12 protein-coding genes are annotated in these 15486 nt (G+C 67.2%); 6 read left to right on the forward strand and 6 right to left on the reverse strand.

The features are described 5' to 3' along the window. Positions 1–10 precede the first annotated feature (10 nt). Positions 11–1060, forward strand: coding sequence for a phosphotransferase (locus ACE5CZ_RS06410; protein WP_374946503.1), 1050 nt, complete (start codon positions 11–13; stop codon positions 1058–1060). Here ACE5CZ_RS06410 and ACE5CZ_RS06415 read toward each other — a convergent pair. Further along, positions 1057–4296 carry an ATP-dependent DNA helicase gene (locus tag ACE5CZ_RS06415; protein ID WP_374946504.1) on the reverse strand — a complete coding sequence of 1080 codons (3240 nt, stop codon included), beginning with the start codon at positions 4294–4296 and terminating at the stop codon, positions 1057–1059. The genes ACE5CZ_RS06410 and ACE5CZ_RS06415 overlap by 4 nt on opposite strands. Continuing rightward, the gene (locus ACE5CZ_RS06420) at positions 4293–7412 is read right to left on the reverse strand and encodes an ATP-dependent helicase (protein WP_374946505.1); all 3120 of its coding nucleotides are present in this window, start codon (positions 7410–7412) and stop codon (positions 4293–4295) included. The genes ACE5CZ_RS06415 and ACE5CZ_RS06420 overlap by 4 nt, the downstream gene beginning before the upstream one ends. Before the next feature lie 168 nt (positions 7413–7580). Between ACE5CZ_RS06420 and ACE5CZ_RS06425 the strand changes: the two genes are divergently transcribed. Genes ACE5CZ_RS06425 through ACE5CZ_RS06435 form a run of 3 tightly spaced genes read left to right on the forward strand, consistent with a single transcriptional unit; the run spans position 7581 to position 9336 of the window. Next, positions 7581–7805, forward strand: coding sequence for a DUF3107 domain-containing protein (locus tag ACE5CZ_RS06425; protein ID WP_374946506.1), 225 nt, complete (start codon positions 7581–7583; stop codon positions 7803–7805). A gap of 3 nt (positions 7806–7808) precedes the next feature. Continuing rightward, a complete protein-coding gene (locus ACE5CZ_RS06430) occupies positions 7809–8111 on the forward strand; it encodes a hypothetical protein (RefSeq protein ID WP_374946507.1) in 303 nt (100 codons plus the stop codon). Positions 8112–8115: 4 nt separating this feature from the next. Next, positions 8116–9336, forward strand: a complete 1221-nt coding sequence (locus ACE5CZ_RS06435; RefSeq protein ID WP_374946508.1) for a kynureninase — start codon at positions 8116–8118, stop codon at positions 9334–9336. Here the strand turns inward: ACE5CZ_RS06435 and ACE5CZ_RS06440 are convergent. Beyond that, the gene (locus tag ACE5CZ_RS06440; protein WP_374946509.1) at positions 9326–10039 is read right to left on the reverse strand and encodes a ferritin-like fold-containing protein; all 714 of its coding nucleotides are present in this window, start codon (positions 10037–10039) and stop codon (positions 9326–9328) included. The genes ACE5CZ_RS06435 and ACE5CZ_RS06440 overlap by 11 nt on opposite strands. A 233-nt stretch (positions 10040–10272) precedes the next feature. Between ACE5CZ_RS06440 and ACE5CZ_RS06445 the strand changes: the two genes are divergently transcribed. Then, positions 10273–11700, forward strand: a complete 1428-nt coding sequence (locus ACE5CZ_RS06445; protein ID WP_374946510.1) for a DEAD/DEAH box helicase — start codon at positions 10273–10275, stop codon at positions 11698–11700. A gap of 10 nt (positions 11701–11710) precedes the next feature. Here the strand turns inward: ACE5CZ_RS06445 and ACE5CZ_RS06450 are convergent, their stop codons facing one another. Then, positions 11711–12580: a PHP domain-containing protein gene (locus ACE5CZ_RS06450; protein WP_374946511.1), complete on the reverse strand. Its 870-nt coding sequence runs from the start codon at positions 12578–12580 to the stop codon at positions 11711–11713. Between the two features lie 50 nt (positions 12581–12630). Between ACE5CZ_RS06450 and ACE5CZ_RS06455 the strand changes: the two genes are divergently transcribed. Further along, positions 12631–13911: a hypothetical protein gene (locus tag ACE5CZ_RS06455; RefSeq protein ID WP_374946512.1), complete on the forward strand. Its 1281-nt coding sequence runs from the start codon at positions 12631–12633 to the stop codon at positions 13909–13911. A gap of 598 nt (positions 13912–14509) precedes the next feature. Here ACE5CZ_RS06455 and ACE5CZ_RS06460 read toward each other — a convergent pair. Together ACE5CZ_RS06460 and ACE5CZ_RS06465 are read right to left on the reverse strand one after the other, a co-directional pair. Then, complete coding sequence (locus ACE5CZ_RS06460) at positions 14510–15109, reverse strand: hypothetical protein (RefSeq protein ID WP_374946513.1); 600 nt, start codon at positions 15107–15109, stop codon at positions 14510–14512. After that, positions 15106–15486, reverse strand: a 381-nt coding sequence (locus ACE5CZ_RS06465; protein ID WP_374946514.1) for a hypothetical protein, incomplete at its 5' end; no start/stop codon positions are given. The genes ACE5CZ_RS06460 and ACE5CZ_RS06465, both read right to left, overlap by 4 nt.

The following is a 15486-nucleotide window of genomic DNA, read 5'->3' on the forward strand; positions in this document are numbered from 1 at the left end:
CCCTGTTGGTATGGCCAGATCCCACTTCACTCTAGCCGCGCTCTCGACCGCGGCCGTTCCCGGGGCGGACATCGTGTCGACCAGGCCGATCACAACAGGAACGGGCGGCCGCTACGACTCCGCCGTCGTCACGCTGCGTGACCGCACCGAACTCATCGTGCGCGTGCCCACGTCTCAAGACGCAGAGACAGAGCAGTCTCGCGATCTCGTCGCGCTGAATGCTCTCACTGCCGGCTTCCGGGGCAGGCTGCCCTTTGCCGTTCCTTCGATCGAAGGCCAGACGCCGGTCGCCAACACTCGTGCGATCGTCTACGACTACATCCCCGGCAACCCGGCGGTGCTGGCGCAACTCGATGCGGCCGACCCGGTCGCCGAGTCCATCGGCCGAGCGATCGCATCCATTCATTCCCTGCCCACGTCTCTCGTCACCGATTCCGGGCTTGCCGTGCAGACCGCGGCAGACGCGGCGCGGCTCGCCCGCATCACCAAAGACAGGGCCGCTGCCACGGGCGCCGTGCCCTCCGACCTTCTGGCACGCTGGTCGACGGCGCTCGAAGACAGCGCCCTCTGGCAGTTCCAGCCGACTGTCGTGCACGGATCCCTCGCCCCGGAGTCGTTTCTCATCGCGGGAGACACCGTGACCGGCGTTCTCGGTTGGTCGCAATTGCAGGTGGGCGACCCGGCAGCCGACCTGTTCTGGCTCAGCTCGGCACCGAGTGAGCAACTCGCGACGCGCGTCTTCGGCGCCTACAATCTTGGCCGCAGCACCCCGGTCGACCGTCAATTGCGAAAGAGAGCTCGGCTGTACGCCGAACTCGAAATCGCGAAGTGGCTCTTGCACGGCACCGAGAAGCGCGATGACACGATCGTCTCTGACGCCAAGACGATGCTCGAGGGCCTCTCTGTGAGTGTCGAGTCAGACATGCTCAACCCCCTGTCGACCGACACCGGCCAGATCATGGCTGTCGAAGAGGTCGAAGAGATGCTCCGCCGCACCCCGCGAACCGATACGTCTCCGGCGCGGGAGAACGCTCGCGTCAGCGGCATCTCTGAAGACTAGAAGGGCCACAGTTCGAGCAGCTGCTGTTCTGTGAACAGCCGCTCGGGTGCAACGACCGTATCGTCTGTGACGAAGTAGAAGACGGCGTCGATCAGATCGGGGTCGATGTTCTTGTACTTGGCGTAGGCCAGGCGATACAAGGCCAGTTGCAACTGTTTGACCTCGAGGTCTTCGGGCGTGCTCGGCGCCTTGCCGGTCTTCCAGTCGACGACCTGGTAGCGCTCACCGTCGCCGAAGATCGCGTCGATCTTGCACACGACGACCCGCGTGCCGAGCACGAGGTGAATCTCGAGCTCGACTTCGAGCGGCCGCCTGTCGGCCCACTGCGACAATTCGAATGTCGCCTGCAGACTCTCGAGCTGGGACTGCTCGAGGGGTAGCTCGTCTGTCGCCGCGTCGTCGTCGCCCGGACCGGCATCGATGAGTTCTGCACCTCCGGCCATGCCATAGCGATTCTCGACCCAGGCGTGAAATCGGGTGCCCAGTCGTGTCTGCCGAAAAGGTCGTTCCGGCATCGGGCGCCGAAGGGAACGGGCGACCGCCTGTGGGTCGGTCACATAATCTTTGAACCGCGAGGCGGCGATGCGATCAGGCACCGCAGCGACGCCGGCCGCCTCCGCCTCTCGATCGCGTTCCGCCAGGAGAAGGTCGAGGTCTCGCTGCCAGCGACCGGCGCTGAGCGGCTGGGGGCTCTGGATGCGCTCGAGCACGAGTTCGGCAGCCTGCTCGACGCGGCCACGACGCGCGCCCAGGGGGTCGAGAGGCCACCGTGCTGTGACACCATCTGCATCGAGCGGATTCTTTTCGTGCTCCGAATACTCGGGCACGTCTTCGAGAACTCCAGCCCGCTCGAGTTCTGTGAGGAAGGTCGATGGGCGACGCGGTTTCGACTGCGTCGCCCAGAAGGATCCGGTCAGCAGAAGCGAGTTTCGTGCGCGCGTGACGGCGACGTAGATGAGACGGCGCTCTTCGGCGAGGTGTTTGGCGGCGAGTTCGGCCTGGAAGGTCTTCACGCCACTGTCGAATGCCTGCTGCGACGGGAGTCCCCGCCAGTCGAGCGAGGGCAACGATGACGCGTCTCCTCGGAATTCGTAGGGAAGGACGCCGAAGCGCAGCCAGCCCTTTCCTTCTTTGCTCTGAGCAGGAATCTCGTCGGCGACGAGACGCGGTACGGCGACGACATCCCATTCCAGCCCCTTCGAACCGTGGATGGTCAGGAGTTGCACCGTGCCCGGCTCGGGCTCATCGGATCGGGGACTCAGATCATCGCGCTTCTCGGCACGGTCGAGCCAGGAGAGGAAGCTGCCCAGGGTGCCTTCGTCGTCGCCTGCGAGGAACGATGCGATCTCGTCGTGAAGCGCATCGAGCGCGCCTCGGGAGCCGCCACCGTTTGACGCCACTCGCTCGTTGGCGGCCAATTCGATATCGAGAAGGAGTTGCTGCTCGACGAAGCGTACGAAGTCGATGAGCGGCAGGTTGCCCCGTGAACGGAACGTGGCGAGCGTGCGACCGGCCTGCCGCAGTCGTTCGAGCCCGTGCGGAGAAAATCGCTCGAGCAGGGGATGAGTCGAGGGCTGCTCGGTGATGAAGTCGAGTGCGTCGACGATAGATGCGGAGTCGTCGGGCGCCACCGATTCACGCATGTTGCGTGTGACCTCACTCGATACGGGGCGGTGGAACGAATCTCGAGACGCGAGCCAGCTGGCGACCTCTGAGAGGCCCCTCAGGTCACGCACACCGATGTTCCAGCGGGCTCCCGAGAGGAGCCTGATGAGCGATGAGCCGGCCGACGGGTCGTGGGTGGCGCGAAGGGCACTGATGACGTCGACGACCTCGGGCGCGCTGAGCAATCCGCCGACTCCCAATATGTGAAAGGGGATGCCGCGGCGATCGAGGGCTGCAGCGAAGAAATCCATATGGCTTCGAACCCGGAACAGCATCGCTGCGGACAGGGGCTTGGCCGCGTCGGAGGACTGCGACGACGTATGCTCGGCGAAACGCGCGGCGAGCCAGTCCGCGACCGCGTCGGCCTCCTCGTCGCGCGTCTCGAGAAATCGGTAGTCGACCTTGCCCGTTGGCGCATCGGGCCGCGGCCTGAGCCGATGCACGTCGACAGACGAGGTCTGTCGCAGGGGCTCGACGAGCGCGTTCGCCGCGTCGAGTACGGATTGCGAGTTGCGCCAACTCGTCGACAGCGAGAAGGTCGGAACGTCGCCCGAACCGAAGTCCCGGCCGAACCATCCCAGGTTGCTGGCGCTGGCACCCCGCCACCCGTAGATCGACTGATGTGGATCTCCGACGGCCATCACACCGTGTCCTGCGAAGAGACCGGCCAGCAGTCGGGTCTGCACGACCGAGGTGTCTTGATACTCATCGAGAAGCACTACCGAGAATTGGGCGCGATACTGGTCGATGACCTGCGGATTACGCGTGCAGATCTCGAGGGCCAGTGCGACCTGGTCTGAGAATTCGACGAGGCCCTTCGCCTGTTTCTGGCGCGCATAGGACCGTGCGAGATCGAGCAGAAGCGGAAGCGCGCTGATGGGCTCGACCGCCGCACCGACCGACGCGTACGGCGTCGCCTTCGCCTTGACCTCGGTGTAGGGAAGGTCGACGAGATACGAGAACTGCTCGGCCAGCGCGGCGACGCCGGCAGCGTCGACCACGTTCTCGCTGAGCTCCGAACTGAGCGACAGCACGGCATCGACGAGTTGATCGAGGTTCTTGCCGAGGGGCACGAGCCTGTCATCGCCCTCGGCCAGGAGCAGACGCCGGGCCAGACCCCACGCGGCGTTCTCTCCGAGGAGCACGGACTCAGGCTCTCGCCCCACGAGGAGCGCGTTGTCTCGAAAGATCGTGTTGCCGAACGAGTTGTATGTCGACACGGTCGGCCGATCGAATAGGTCGCGCGAGTCGGCCGCGCCGTCGAGCCCCGCCTGGTGACCCACGACAACGGGCAGGAGACCCGCCCGGCGCAGCGAGTCTATGTGGCCGGAGATGCGCGCGCTCAGCTCGCCCGCGGCCTTGCGCGTGAACGTGAGGCCGAGAACCTCGTTGACCTGCGCGTGGCCGTTGGCGAGCAACCAGACCACCCTGTTGGCCATCGTCGCCGTCTTGCCGCTGCCGGCACCGGCGATGACCAGGGAGGGAACGAGGGGCGCCTCGATCACGGCGCACTGCTCGTCGGTGGGCCTCGGCATGCCGAGGGCGTCGGCCAGTTCGAGTGCGCCGATCATGCGCTCACCGCCCTGATCACATGGATGCGGCATGCCCCGTGCGACCAGGGGTCGAGACAGTGCGAGCCGATGCGGGCATCGACGTGTGCCGCGGCCATGCCGGAGGCATCCGTCAGGATGCGGTGGCGGAACGCCTCGAGTTCGGATGGCGATCGGGGGGCCTGGGTGTGGTCAACGAAGTTCTTGCCCTTACTCGCCTTCGACACGACGAGCAGGCGGGCACCCCCGGGCGTCGCGTCGTCGGGAACACCGGCAACGAGGCCGGCGTCGAAGGCCAGTTGGTAAGCCCCGAGCTGGGCATTCTCGTCGATCTCCGCCGCTGTGTAGACCCGCTTTCCGGTCTTGAGGTCGACGATCATGACCGATCCGTCTGGATAAAGCTCGACCCGGTCGATGGTTCCTCGCAGCACAGCACGGTCGACCTCGAGTTCGAAGCCCGACTCGGCACCGAGAAGCGCCCCGTTCTGCCGATCGAAATCGGCGAGGTAGGTGGAGAGGCGGCCGACGAGTTGCCGCGCCTCTCGGCGCTTGATCTCGCTGAGCCACGCCGACTCGAAGTACAGCTCGTTCCACCGGGAATCGACGAGCTCGAACAGAGCACCTTCGCTGGTGTCGGGATCGACAGCGGTCGTGGAGGCCTCCATGGCCTCGTGAATCAGCGTGCCGACCTGCGACGACGCATTCGACGATCCTCCGCCGAGGTGGTCGATCAGCCAGTTCAACGGACAGGTCTCGAACGACTCCATGCGAGACGGCGAGACGGTCACCCGCGCGTCGTCATCAGACAGGTCGACGAGCGGACCGTTCGAGCTGACCCCGGCCAGCCCGTACCACTCGGCCGGATGCGCCCCGGGAATGGCCTCGCGGGCCAGCGCGGCGAGGGCGGATGCGGCCTGAGAGTCGCCTCGTGCCGACACCGTGCGCCTGAGCACGCCGACAAGTCCGCGTAATGACAATGGTGTTCGCGATACGGCCGTGGGATCGGGTTCGGGCAGCAGACGGAACAGCGGTGACGGCGCGTGGTCGTCGTCGTCGACCGCCGTGACGAGCAGCTCGGCCGACGCGCGGGAGACCGCCTGGGCGAACATTCGGAGCTCGTCGTGCAGGACCGCCGTTCTCTGATCGAGTGCCGCCGGATTTTCACCCCGCCTCACCCCCTCGAGCGCGTCGGCCCCGAGGAGCGTGCCGCGAATGCGCAGGTTGGGCCAGACGTTCTCTTGAACGCCGGCGACGACGACGAGCGCGAACTGCGTGCCGATCGCGCCCGCGGGTGATGTCACCGTGACGGCGCGGCCCGATGCGCCTCGCGCGAGGGTGTCTTCGGGAACGTCTACGTCGAGAAGCTGTTCGAGAAAAACGGTGGCCGGTGCCTCGGGCGACCTCTCGACGAATCTCTTGGCCGACGAGAAGAGCGAGACGACGGCGTCGAGATCGTGTGCCACCTCATCGGCGACGAGGCCGGTGCCGAGCGATTGCGTACGCCAGGGCTCCGCGACCCCGCTGGTCTGCCAGATCTGCCACAACAGTTCCTCGACGCTCGCCTCTGTCGACGCGGCCTCGCTGGCACGCGCGATCATCGAGGCGAGCAGGCGGGCCTTTCGACCGAGTCGTGGCTCGATGCGAGCGAGCACGAGCGGCAGCTTCAGGGCCTCGACGAGGAGCTCGGAGCCCGTGCGGTGTCCGCCGGATTCGAACTCGAGCTGCCGAAGCGCTCGCTTCAGACGTCGCAGCAGCACGGCATCGGACCCGGCGAGGGGACTGAGCAGCAGAGCCTCGGCGACCTCGCCGGTCAATTCACGTCGCCCGAGTGCGACTTCGAGAATGGATGCGAAGGCGCGCACGACGGGTTCGTCACGCAGTGCGACGCGCGCCCGAGAGACCCTCGTGGGCACGTCGAACGCGGCCAGGCCCCGATCGAGCGGCGCGATCTGGGATCCGCTGCGAACGATCACGGCCATGTCGTCCCAAGCGACGTTCTCGAACACATGCGCCTCCCGCAGCCGACGCGCGATCACCCCGATCTCGTCGGACGGGCTGGTGGCGAGCACAGCCGCAACCCGGGGTCGAGCTCGCGAGTGCGCCGGCTCGTCTGCGGCGACCGCGCGTCGCTGGCTTCCGGATCGGGCCGTGCCGATTCGTGCCGTCACATCGGCGACCAGAGAGCGCAGCTGGGGCCCGTGACGATGCACGACGTCGAGTACGACCGGCGGCCCCGTGGCAATGCGGAGGTACTCGCCGAGACGTGCGAGCGCGTCGGGATGGGCCCCTCTGAAGGTGCCGGTGCTGATGTCGGGGTCGCCGAAGGCGATGACCGTTACACCGCGGCGTGCGAACTCGCGAACCAGCGTGAGCGTCGCCAACGTCGACTCCTGCGCGTCGTCGAGAACCAGGAGCCGAAGGCGCGCGAGCGAACCGACCGCCGCAACGAGCCCATCGGGTGCAGACTCGCCCTCGCGAAGAAGCACGGCCGCCTCTCGGGCGAGTTCTGCCGAGTCGAAGCTGCGATCGCGATAGCTGTTCTTGACGCTGTCGTACCCGTCGACGAACTGGGCGGCCGCACGCCATTCTGGTCGGCCGGTGCTTTCGGCGAGGTCGGCGAGGCGCTCCGGCGTGGTGCCCGTCTCGACCGCGCGCATCATGAGGTCGCGCAGCTCGGTGCGGAAACCCCTGAGACGCCGCACGTCTTCGCCGAGGTGCTGCGGCCAGGCGGGGCCGGTCGCGTCGGCGATGTCGCCGGCGAGCAGCTCGGAGATGATCTGGTCTTGCTCGGCACCGGTGAGGAGCGCGGGAGGCTCCTGCCCTCGGACCGCCGCCACGCCTCGCACTATCTGGAACGCGATCGAGTTCGCCGTGCGGGCCAGCGGCCCGTTCGACGAAACCCCCAGGCGCAGGGCCAGGCGATCGCGAAGTGTGGTTGCGGATGCCCGCGTGGGCGTGATGACCAGAACCTCGTCGGGCGAGAATCCGCGGTTGTGCACGCGATCGTAGAGCAGTTCGACCAGTGCAGTGGTCTTGCCGGTTCCGGGCGCCCCGATGACGGCGCAGCTGACGAATTCGTCGAGTGCCAGCAGGCGTGACTGTCCCGGGTCGAGGCGTTCGGGCCGATCGATTTCCACGACAGTAAAGCTAACGCGTGCCGCCGACACCGGTGCGCATCCGGTGTCGGCCCTGTTCGCTCTCGGCGAGCCGCCTCGACCCTCGATCGGCATGCCCGACGGTGATTCTGTCCTAATCTGGACGCATGGCCCCAGAGCGGGCCGCAGCATTTGTGAAAGGTAGTCCTGGTGGATATTCGAATCGGCATTGCACACTCCCCCCGCGAAATCAGCTTCGAGTCGAGCCAGGCGGCGGCCGACATCGAGAAGGCCGTGGCCGACGTCTTGGCCGGCACGTCGGGCCACCTGTCGCTGACCGACGTCAAGGGCACCGTCTATCTGGTTCCGGCGACCACGCTCAGCTACGTCGAGATCGGTGCCGAAGAGGCGCGTCGCGTCGGCTTCGTGCTCTAGCCCGTGGAACTGCTCTTCATCACGCTGACCGGCGCCATCCTGGGCCTCGTCGCGCGGTACAGCCTCTCTCATCGCGAGAACCACGGCGTTGCGCTCGTTCCCGCCATCGGTGCCGCCGTCGCGGCCGTCGTCTGGGTGGGTCTCACCTGGGCGGGGCTCTCGTGGGATGGCGGCTGGATCTGGGTGATCAGCCTGGTGGTGACTGCCGCCGTGGTCGTCATCGCCGATCCTCTGATAGGCATTTACCGCGAGCGCGCAGACATCGCACGCTTCGTCGCTCTCCGCACACCTGCGGCCGCGAAGTAGCCGGGTGGCATCCCTCGCCGAAGCCGAGGAGCTCGATGCGCACGACCCGCTGGCGTCGCGGCGCGAGCTCTTCGTCGGCTCCGACGACCCGTCGATCGTCGCCTATCTCGACGGCAACTCGTTGGGTCGGCCGCTCCGGGCCAGCGCAACGCGCCTCGCATCCTTCGTGCCCGACGCCTGGGGCAGCCGCCTCATCCGTGGCTGGGACGAGGAATGGTTCGACCTGCCGCTCGCCCTGGGCGATCGCATCGGGGCCGTCACACTCGGCGCGGCTCCCGGCCAGGTCGCCGTCGGCGACTCGACGACCGTCCTGCTGTACAAGCTCATTCGCGCGGCGGTCGACGCACGTCCGGGTCGACGCGAGATCGTCGTCGACACCGATAATTTTCCGACCGACCGCTACCTCGTCGAGGGCATCGCGGCCGAACGGGGACTCGCCCTTCGCTGGATAGAGTCCGACACTCGCGGCGGGGTCACGCCGCTGCAGCTCGAGGCCGTACTCAGCGACCAGACAGCCCTCGTCCTGCTCTCCCACGTCGCCTACCGGTCGGGTTTCCTCGCCGACGTACCAGCGCTGACAACCCTCGCCCACGGCGCGGGCGCGCTCGTGCTGTGGGATGTCTGCCACTCGGTCGCGAGCGTTCCGATCGAACTCGACGACTGGGGCGTGGACATCGCCGTCGGCTGCACGTACAAGTACCTCAACGGCGGGCCCGGGTCGCCGGCGTTCGTCTATGTGCGGCGCGACCTGCACGAGCAGCTCGTGCAACCGATCCAGGGTTGGATGGGACACGCGGCACCCTTCGAGATGGGTCCCGGATACGCTCCTGCACCGGGCATGCGCCGTTTCTTGAGCGGCACACCGTCGATCGTCGGCATGCAGGCACTCCCCGACATGGTCGACCTCATCGACGAGGTCGGCATGCCCGCGATCCGCACCAAGAGCGAGACGCTGACCCGGTTCGCCATCGAGGCCGTCGACGACTGGCCCGCATCCTGGGGCGTCGAAGTCGCGACCCCGCGAGAGCCGGGCCACCGGGGCAGCCACGTCACCATCGAGCATCCGGCGTTCGAGCGGATCACCGCCGAACTCTGGCGCCGCGGCGTCATCCCCGACTTCCGCGCGCCCCGGGGCATGCGTGTGGGGCTGTCACCCCTGTCGACGAGCCACGTCGAGCTGTTCAACGGCCTCGAGATCGTGAAGCAAATGCTCGTCAGGCGGTGAGTCCGAGTCCGTCCATGCGACGAGTGTGTGCGGCGATCACCTCGGTGAAGACCGGTTCGATGCGCTGTTCGTCGGAGTTGCGGTTGTCGCTGTGGAGAATGGCCGACCGCGCGATGAGCAGGGTGTCCCCGACCACGCGCCGGCCCCACATGGCGAGTTGAGACGCGAGCTTCGGATCGCTCGCGATGCCGTCGGCGACGATCGTCGCGATCGCCTGGCGACCGCTCTCGGCGTCGAGGATCTGCACCATGCGCGGGCCGGAGCCGTTCTCGAGCCCCGCGGCGAGGTGGATGAAGAAGTCGTCGAGGATCCCGGCGCTGACGTAGAGGCTCGTCAACGCTTCGTACCAGGTGGCCCCCGCCACGACCTCGCGGTAGTCGTCGATGGCGGCGGCGAAGGGCTGCATGATGACCGCGGGATCGTCGACGTGGCGCCGGATCTCGGCGACGAGGCGCTCGTGCTTGTCGAGGGCTTGGCCCGCAGCCGGGCCGAGGGACTCCTTGTGCGCGACGGCGGGCGCGAGAGTCACGATGCGAGACAAGGATTCGAAGAGTGAGAGCTGGATGTACGCGGCTTGCCCGAGGTACGGCAGGAGGGCCGGCGTGAGCTCCGCGAGGTTCACCCGCGGCAGTTGTACGGCCTCTCCGCGGGGCTTCAGGCGAGGCACCTCGAGGCGCACCTGGGGCCGGCGAAACGTGAACACCCTCGTTAGCCTAGCGGCGCGCCGCACCCGCCCACGGCCCTGACGCGTCCATATCGGCGCGGATCCAGTAAACTCGAGGCAGCCCTGACACGAATCGGGGCGTCTACGCCGCCCGCCAGGCGCCATCGCCGGCCTCCGACGCGCAGGGGACAGACCATTCACGTGTCCGTTCTCCCGTCGCGACCATTCTCTCCAGCGGCGTAGCCCGATAATTCATGACAGGGCATCACACAGTGACTTTCACCGATCTAGGCGTCGACCAGGACATGGCCGACGCCCTCGCCAGCACGGGCATCCTCGAGCCATTCCCCATCCAGACGCAGACGATTCCCCTGGCCCTCGACGGCCAGGACATCATCGGACAGGCCAAGACGGGCACGGGCAAGACCTTCGGATTCGGCCTCCCCCTCATCCAGCGCCTCGGGCTCACCCCCGAACCCGGCGTTCAGGCACTCGTTGTGGTTCCGACCCGCGAGCTCGCCGTGCAGGTCACCGAAGACCTCACAATAGCGACGTCGAACCGGGCCACCACCATCGTCTCGATCTACGGCGGCAAGGCCTACGAAGGCCAGATCGAGCAGCTCAAGGCCGGCGCCCAGATCGTCGTCGGCACTCCCGGCCGCCTCCTCGACCTCGCGGGCCAGCGTCTGCTAAACCTCGCCAACGTGCGCGAGATGGTGCTAGACGAGGCCGACAAGATGCTCGACCTCGGCTTCCTCGCCGACATCGAGAAGCTCTTCGCCCAGACGCCCGCGACGCGTCACACCATGCTCTTCTCGGCGACCATGCCCGGCCCGATCGTGGCCCTGGCGCGTCGCTTCATGTCGAAGCCCATCCACATCCGCGCCACCGACCCCGACGAGGGCCAGGTGCAGGCGCAGATCAACCACCTCATCTACCGCGCGCACAACATGGACAAAGACGAGGTCATCGCCCGCATCCTGCAGGCCGAGGGCCGCGGCAAGACCGTGATCTTCACGCGCACGAAGAGGGCGGCCGCGAAGCTGGTCGAGGAGCTCAACGATCGCGGCTTCAACGCGGCGGCCGTGCACGGCGACTTGAACCAGGAGCAGCGCGAGCGAGCCATGGCCGCGTTCAAGGCCGGCAAGAAAGACATCCTCATCGCCACCGACGTGGCTGCTCGAGGCATCGACGTGCTCGACGTGACCCACGTCATCAACCACACGATCCCCGAAGACGAGAAGGCCTACCTGCACCGCGTCGGTCGAACGGGGCGCGCCGGCAAGACGGGCATCGCGGTCACGTTCGTCGACTGGGACGACCTGCACAAGTGGGCCCTCATCAACCGTGCGCTCGAATTCGGCCAGCCCGAGCCCACCGAGACCTACTCGTCGAGTCCGCACCTCTTCGCCGACCTCAACATCCCGGCCGGCACGAAGGGGCGCCTGCGGCCCGCATCCCCCAAGTCGGATGCGCCGGCCGCAGACCGCGCCCCCAGGGGTTCAGGCGACTCGCGTCCGCCGCGCACCCGGTCGCGCGCGCCGCGTGCGGCCGGTCACGAATCGGGCACCGCGAATGCGCCGCGCACATCGTCGGCCGACGGAGCGGGCACCCACACGGGTACCGGTCCCGAGCATCACGACGGCAACAGCGCTCCCCGTCGCCGCACCCGTCGCCGCACTCCGCGGGCCGCCGAGTAACCTGCAGTTTCTAGTCGGGCAGCACGGGCTTTGAGCCCGTGCCGCGCGCGACGAGACGTTCGAGCACCTCGGGCGCCGTCTGGTTCTCGCCCAGCAGGTTGGGCTTGCCCGCTCCGTGGTAGTCGCTCGACCCGGTGATCGCGAGGTCGAACTTCGCCGCAAGTTCGCGAAGCCTCACCTTGCCGTCGCTCGTGTTCTCCCTGTGGTCGATCTCGAGCCCGAACAGGCCGGCGTCGACCAAACGCGAGAGTTCCTCTTCAGTCACGACCCCGTCGCGCCCTCGCGTGGCCGGATGCGCAATGACCGGAACGCCGCCCGCCTCCACGATGAGTTCGACGCCGGTCAGAGGATCGGGCGCGTAGTGCGGAAGGTAGTAGCCCGCCCGCCAGTGCAGGATTCCGGCGAAGGCATCGCTCCTCGTCAGGGAGTGCCCCTTGGCCACGAGCGCGTCGGCGATGTGCGGCCGTCCGACCGTCGCGCCGTCCTGAGTCTGGGCAAGCACGTCGTCCCAGCTGAGGTCGTAGTCTGCCGCGATGGCCTGCACCATGTCTTCGGCGCGCGTGAGCCGGGCCGAACGGATGCGGGCGGTCTCGGCCACGAGACCGGCGCTGTTGGGATCGAAGAGATAGGCGAGCATGTGGATGCTCGCATACCCCCGTCTCGTAGACAGCTCCATGCCGGGAATCAGCGCGATGCCCGAGCGGCGAGCCTCGACCGAGGCGGACTCCCAGCCTGCCGTGGAGTCGTGATCGGTGAGGGCGACAGTGCCCAGTCCGGCGACAGCCGCCGCACGCACGAGGTTCGCGGGCGTCTCGGTGCCGTCGGAAGCACTGGAATGGGCGTGCAGGTCGATCGGCCCTGAAGGGAATACGGATGCCATCCGCCCATCGTACGAGTTCGACGCCGGAGGCTCGCCGCTACGATGAGCGAATGATCTCGACTGTCCGCGAGGTACTCAGGCTCGCGGGGCGCACCTGGCCGCTGTTGCTCGTCTGGTTTCTGGGCGGCTGGATCGTGCGCTGGGTGGTCATCCGGATCGCCGCCGAACTCGGGGCGATCGACTCGACACTGGGCCTCATCGTTCTTCCCCTCGCCGTTCTCGCGCGACTGGTGTCGTACATCGGAATGTTTCTCGTTCTTCGCGAGTCCATGCCCGCCTTCACCCGGCTCGCGCGCGGAAACGTCGCCGACGACTCCGCCGAGGAGGTCGCGCTCGGCTTCCGAGACATTTTGCTCTCGAGCGTTCTCGTCTTCTTCGCTCTCTACTCGGCGATGGACCTCATGCGCCAGGACGTGCTGCAATACGCCGGACTCGCGATCGAGTCCGACAACTTCTTCACGTACGCCGAATCGGGCAATACGGTGCTGTCGGTCACTGCGACTCCCGCGTCGATCGCCGTGGCCGTGATCGCGTTCGTCGGTCGCTTCGTGCTCAAACGCATGCGGTCGCGGCTCCCGGGCTGGACCACGATCGTCACCGTGTATCTCGAGGCGGTCTGGGTCTTCATCGCGGTGAATGTGCTGTCGAACCTATTCAGCGTCGTTCCCGACTGGATCGACAGCCGCCGGTTCATCCGGTCGCTCGACGAACTGAGGCAGACACTGATCGACAATTCGTTGACGCTGAGGCTGGCGTGGGACGGCGCATCCTGGGTCTGGAATTCGAGCAGCGAGATCGTCTTCCTCGCCCTCGCATGGCTGCTCGTGGCCGGGGTGGTCTACGTGCGCTCGCTCACAACCTCACGTCTCGAGCTCCGCCGCCGCGCCCGCCCCGTCGGCATCCTGTTCGGGGCGACCAGATCGTCGACCCCGGCAGCCCTCGCGCGCCGGGCCCGGCCCTTGTTCGACGACGCCATAGAGATCGCCAAGCCCCTGCTGCTGAGCGCGCGGGTCATCCTGCGAGGCGGCGTCGCCTTTCTGGCCGTCTATGTGTTCGCGTACGCACTCTGGGTGAGCGTCGGCGACTGGGTTCTCGCCGGCGTCTATGCGGCGATCGGGCCTCATCCGTATGGATGGTGGATGGCGACCGATCAGCCGATCGGCTTCTTCATCGACCTGCTCGTGGAGCCCGTGCGCATCACCCTGCTCGCCGTGGCATTCGACTTCTGCCTGCGTTCGTCGCCCCGGGCGGCAGACGTCGCGATCGACGACATGTCCGCAGACGTCGACGCGCTGGAGCTGCCAGACGGCGAGAGCTCCAGCTCGAGGTAGTTCGGCGACTGCCCGACCTTCTCGATCACGACCCACGAACCCGTATCGGCGGCACCGCTCGGAAGCGTGGCTGCGACGACGAGCCGGTAGGGCTCCCCCTCCGAATCCGCGCAGGTCGTCTGGGCGTCACCCGTCGAGGGAAACTCTCGGGGCAGGTCGACGTTCGCGTTCCACGTGCGCCGCTCTGGATGCTGTGGGCTGGTAGCAGCGATCTGCAGGGTGCACGAGTCGGCGGGATGGTCGCTCGGCGCGACCTCGAGAATCGCCACGATGAGGTCGAGCTCGGGATCGAGTTCGAGCTCGTCACCGCCCTCGGTGCCGCCGCGCACGATCACCGTGTCATCGACGACAAAAGTTGTTGCGCCGTACACGCCGCTCTCGCCGGTCGGCACTGTGATCGCGTGCGAATAGAGCCCGTTCTGGTAGTCGAACCATTCGCTCGAGGAGGTGACGATCACCGTTGCGGGCAGCAGTACTGCGAGGGCGAGCACGGGCCATCTGTTGCGGCGCCACCACGACGGTTCGGATGCGACGGGCCCGCCCGACAGGCCGGTCGTCGACCCGGCGTCGCCGGGCGATCCGACGTGACGGTCGTCGCTCACAGGACACGGTCCACGGGTCGGGACACGACGACATCCGACTCGACGGGCAGGTCTCGCAGGTCGACTTCGATCACGAGCCGCGAGTCGAGTATCGCCTCGTACGACGAGTTGATGCCCACCTCTGCCCGGGCCGCATCGGCCGACGCGAGCGCGGCGCCGGAGACCTCGAAGAGGATGACGCCCGATGATGCGATGCCCGGTCTGACGAGACCGTCGTCGAGCGTGACCAGGGAGAGGCGCTCGGTCGCATAGTAGGTCGTGTCGCCGATCGTCAGTGTCGGCCTGTAGAGCGACGAGGGTTCGACGGTGGCGGCTATGTCGGCTTCGACGACGACCCACGTTCCCGTCGTCTCGCCTGTCCAGTCGCTGTCGGCCGTCGTCGCGTCGATCGACGACGCGAGGCGCACCGATGTCACCGACCCGCTGAGCGTTCTGCCGGTCACAACGTCGCCGATCGCCCCGCGTTCGGTGAACGGGGCGTTGATGTCGTCACCATGGGGCGTGATTGCATAGACCACCACTGTGGCAGCCAGCGCGACGACGACCGTCAGCCCCGAGAGCAGCGCCCGGCGCGCCACCCGGAGGCGGGCGGTCACGGCGCGCCCGCCGAGGTGTCGTCGGTGGCGCCGGGCTCGCGGGTCACGTAGTCGAAGCCGCGGTCCTTGATCACGAGCGGCACCTCGGCAGTCACCTTTGGATCGTCCCAGGAATCGTCGAAGAGGAAGCCCTCTCTGAGGGTCTTGTCGAGGATCCGCACAGTGATCGGATCGCCCGCCGCGAACGTCGACTCCCAAACCTCCCACAGCAGCAGCACCGACTGTTCGACGCCCGGCTGCAAAACAGGATTCGTCGAGGACTCGCCGAGTCGGATGACCTGGTCGGCCTGCGGCTCGCCCTCCGCGCCCGAGAGCCCCGTGACCAGCACGTTGTCTTTCACCGTGCTCACGGGCGTGTTCGACACGTTGGTGACCAG

This window comes from Agreia sp. (assembly GCF_964263775.1).
Classification (GTDB): Bacteria; Actinomycetota; Actinomycetes; order Actinomycetales; family Microbacteriaceae; genus Agreia.

Bases quoted from the DNA above. Each gene is read 5' to 3' on its own strand.
- ACE5CZ_RS06410 (WP_374946503.1), top strand. From the start codon at position 11: ATGGCCAGATCCCACTTCACTCTAGCCGCGCTCTCGACCGCGGCCGTT.
- ACE5CZ_RS06415 (WP_374946504.1), bottom strand. From the start codon at position 4,296: ATGATCGGCGCACTCGAACTGGCCGACGCCCTCGGCATGCCGAGGCCC.
- ACE5CZ_RS06450 (WP_374946511.1), bottom strand. From the start codon at position 12,580: ATGGCATCCGTATTCCCTTCAGGGCCGATCGACCTGCACGCCCATTCC.
- ACE5CZ_RS06455 (WP_374946512.1), top strand. From the start codon at position 12,631: ATGATCTCGACTGTCCGCGAGGTACTCAGGCTCGCGGGGCGCACCTGG.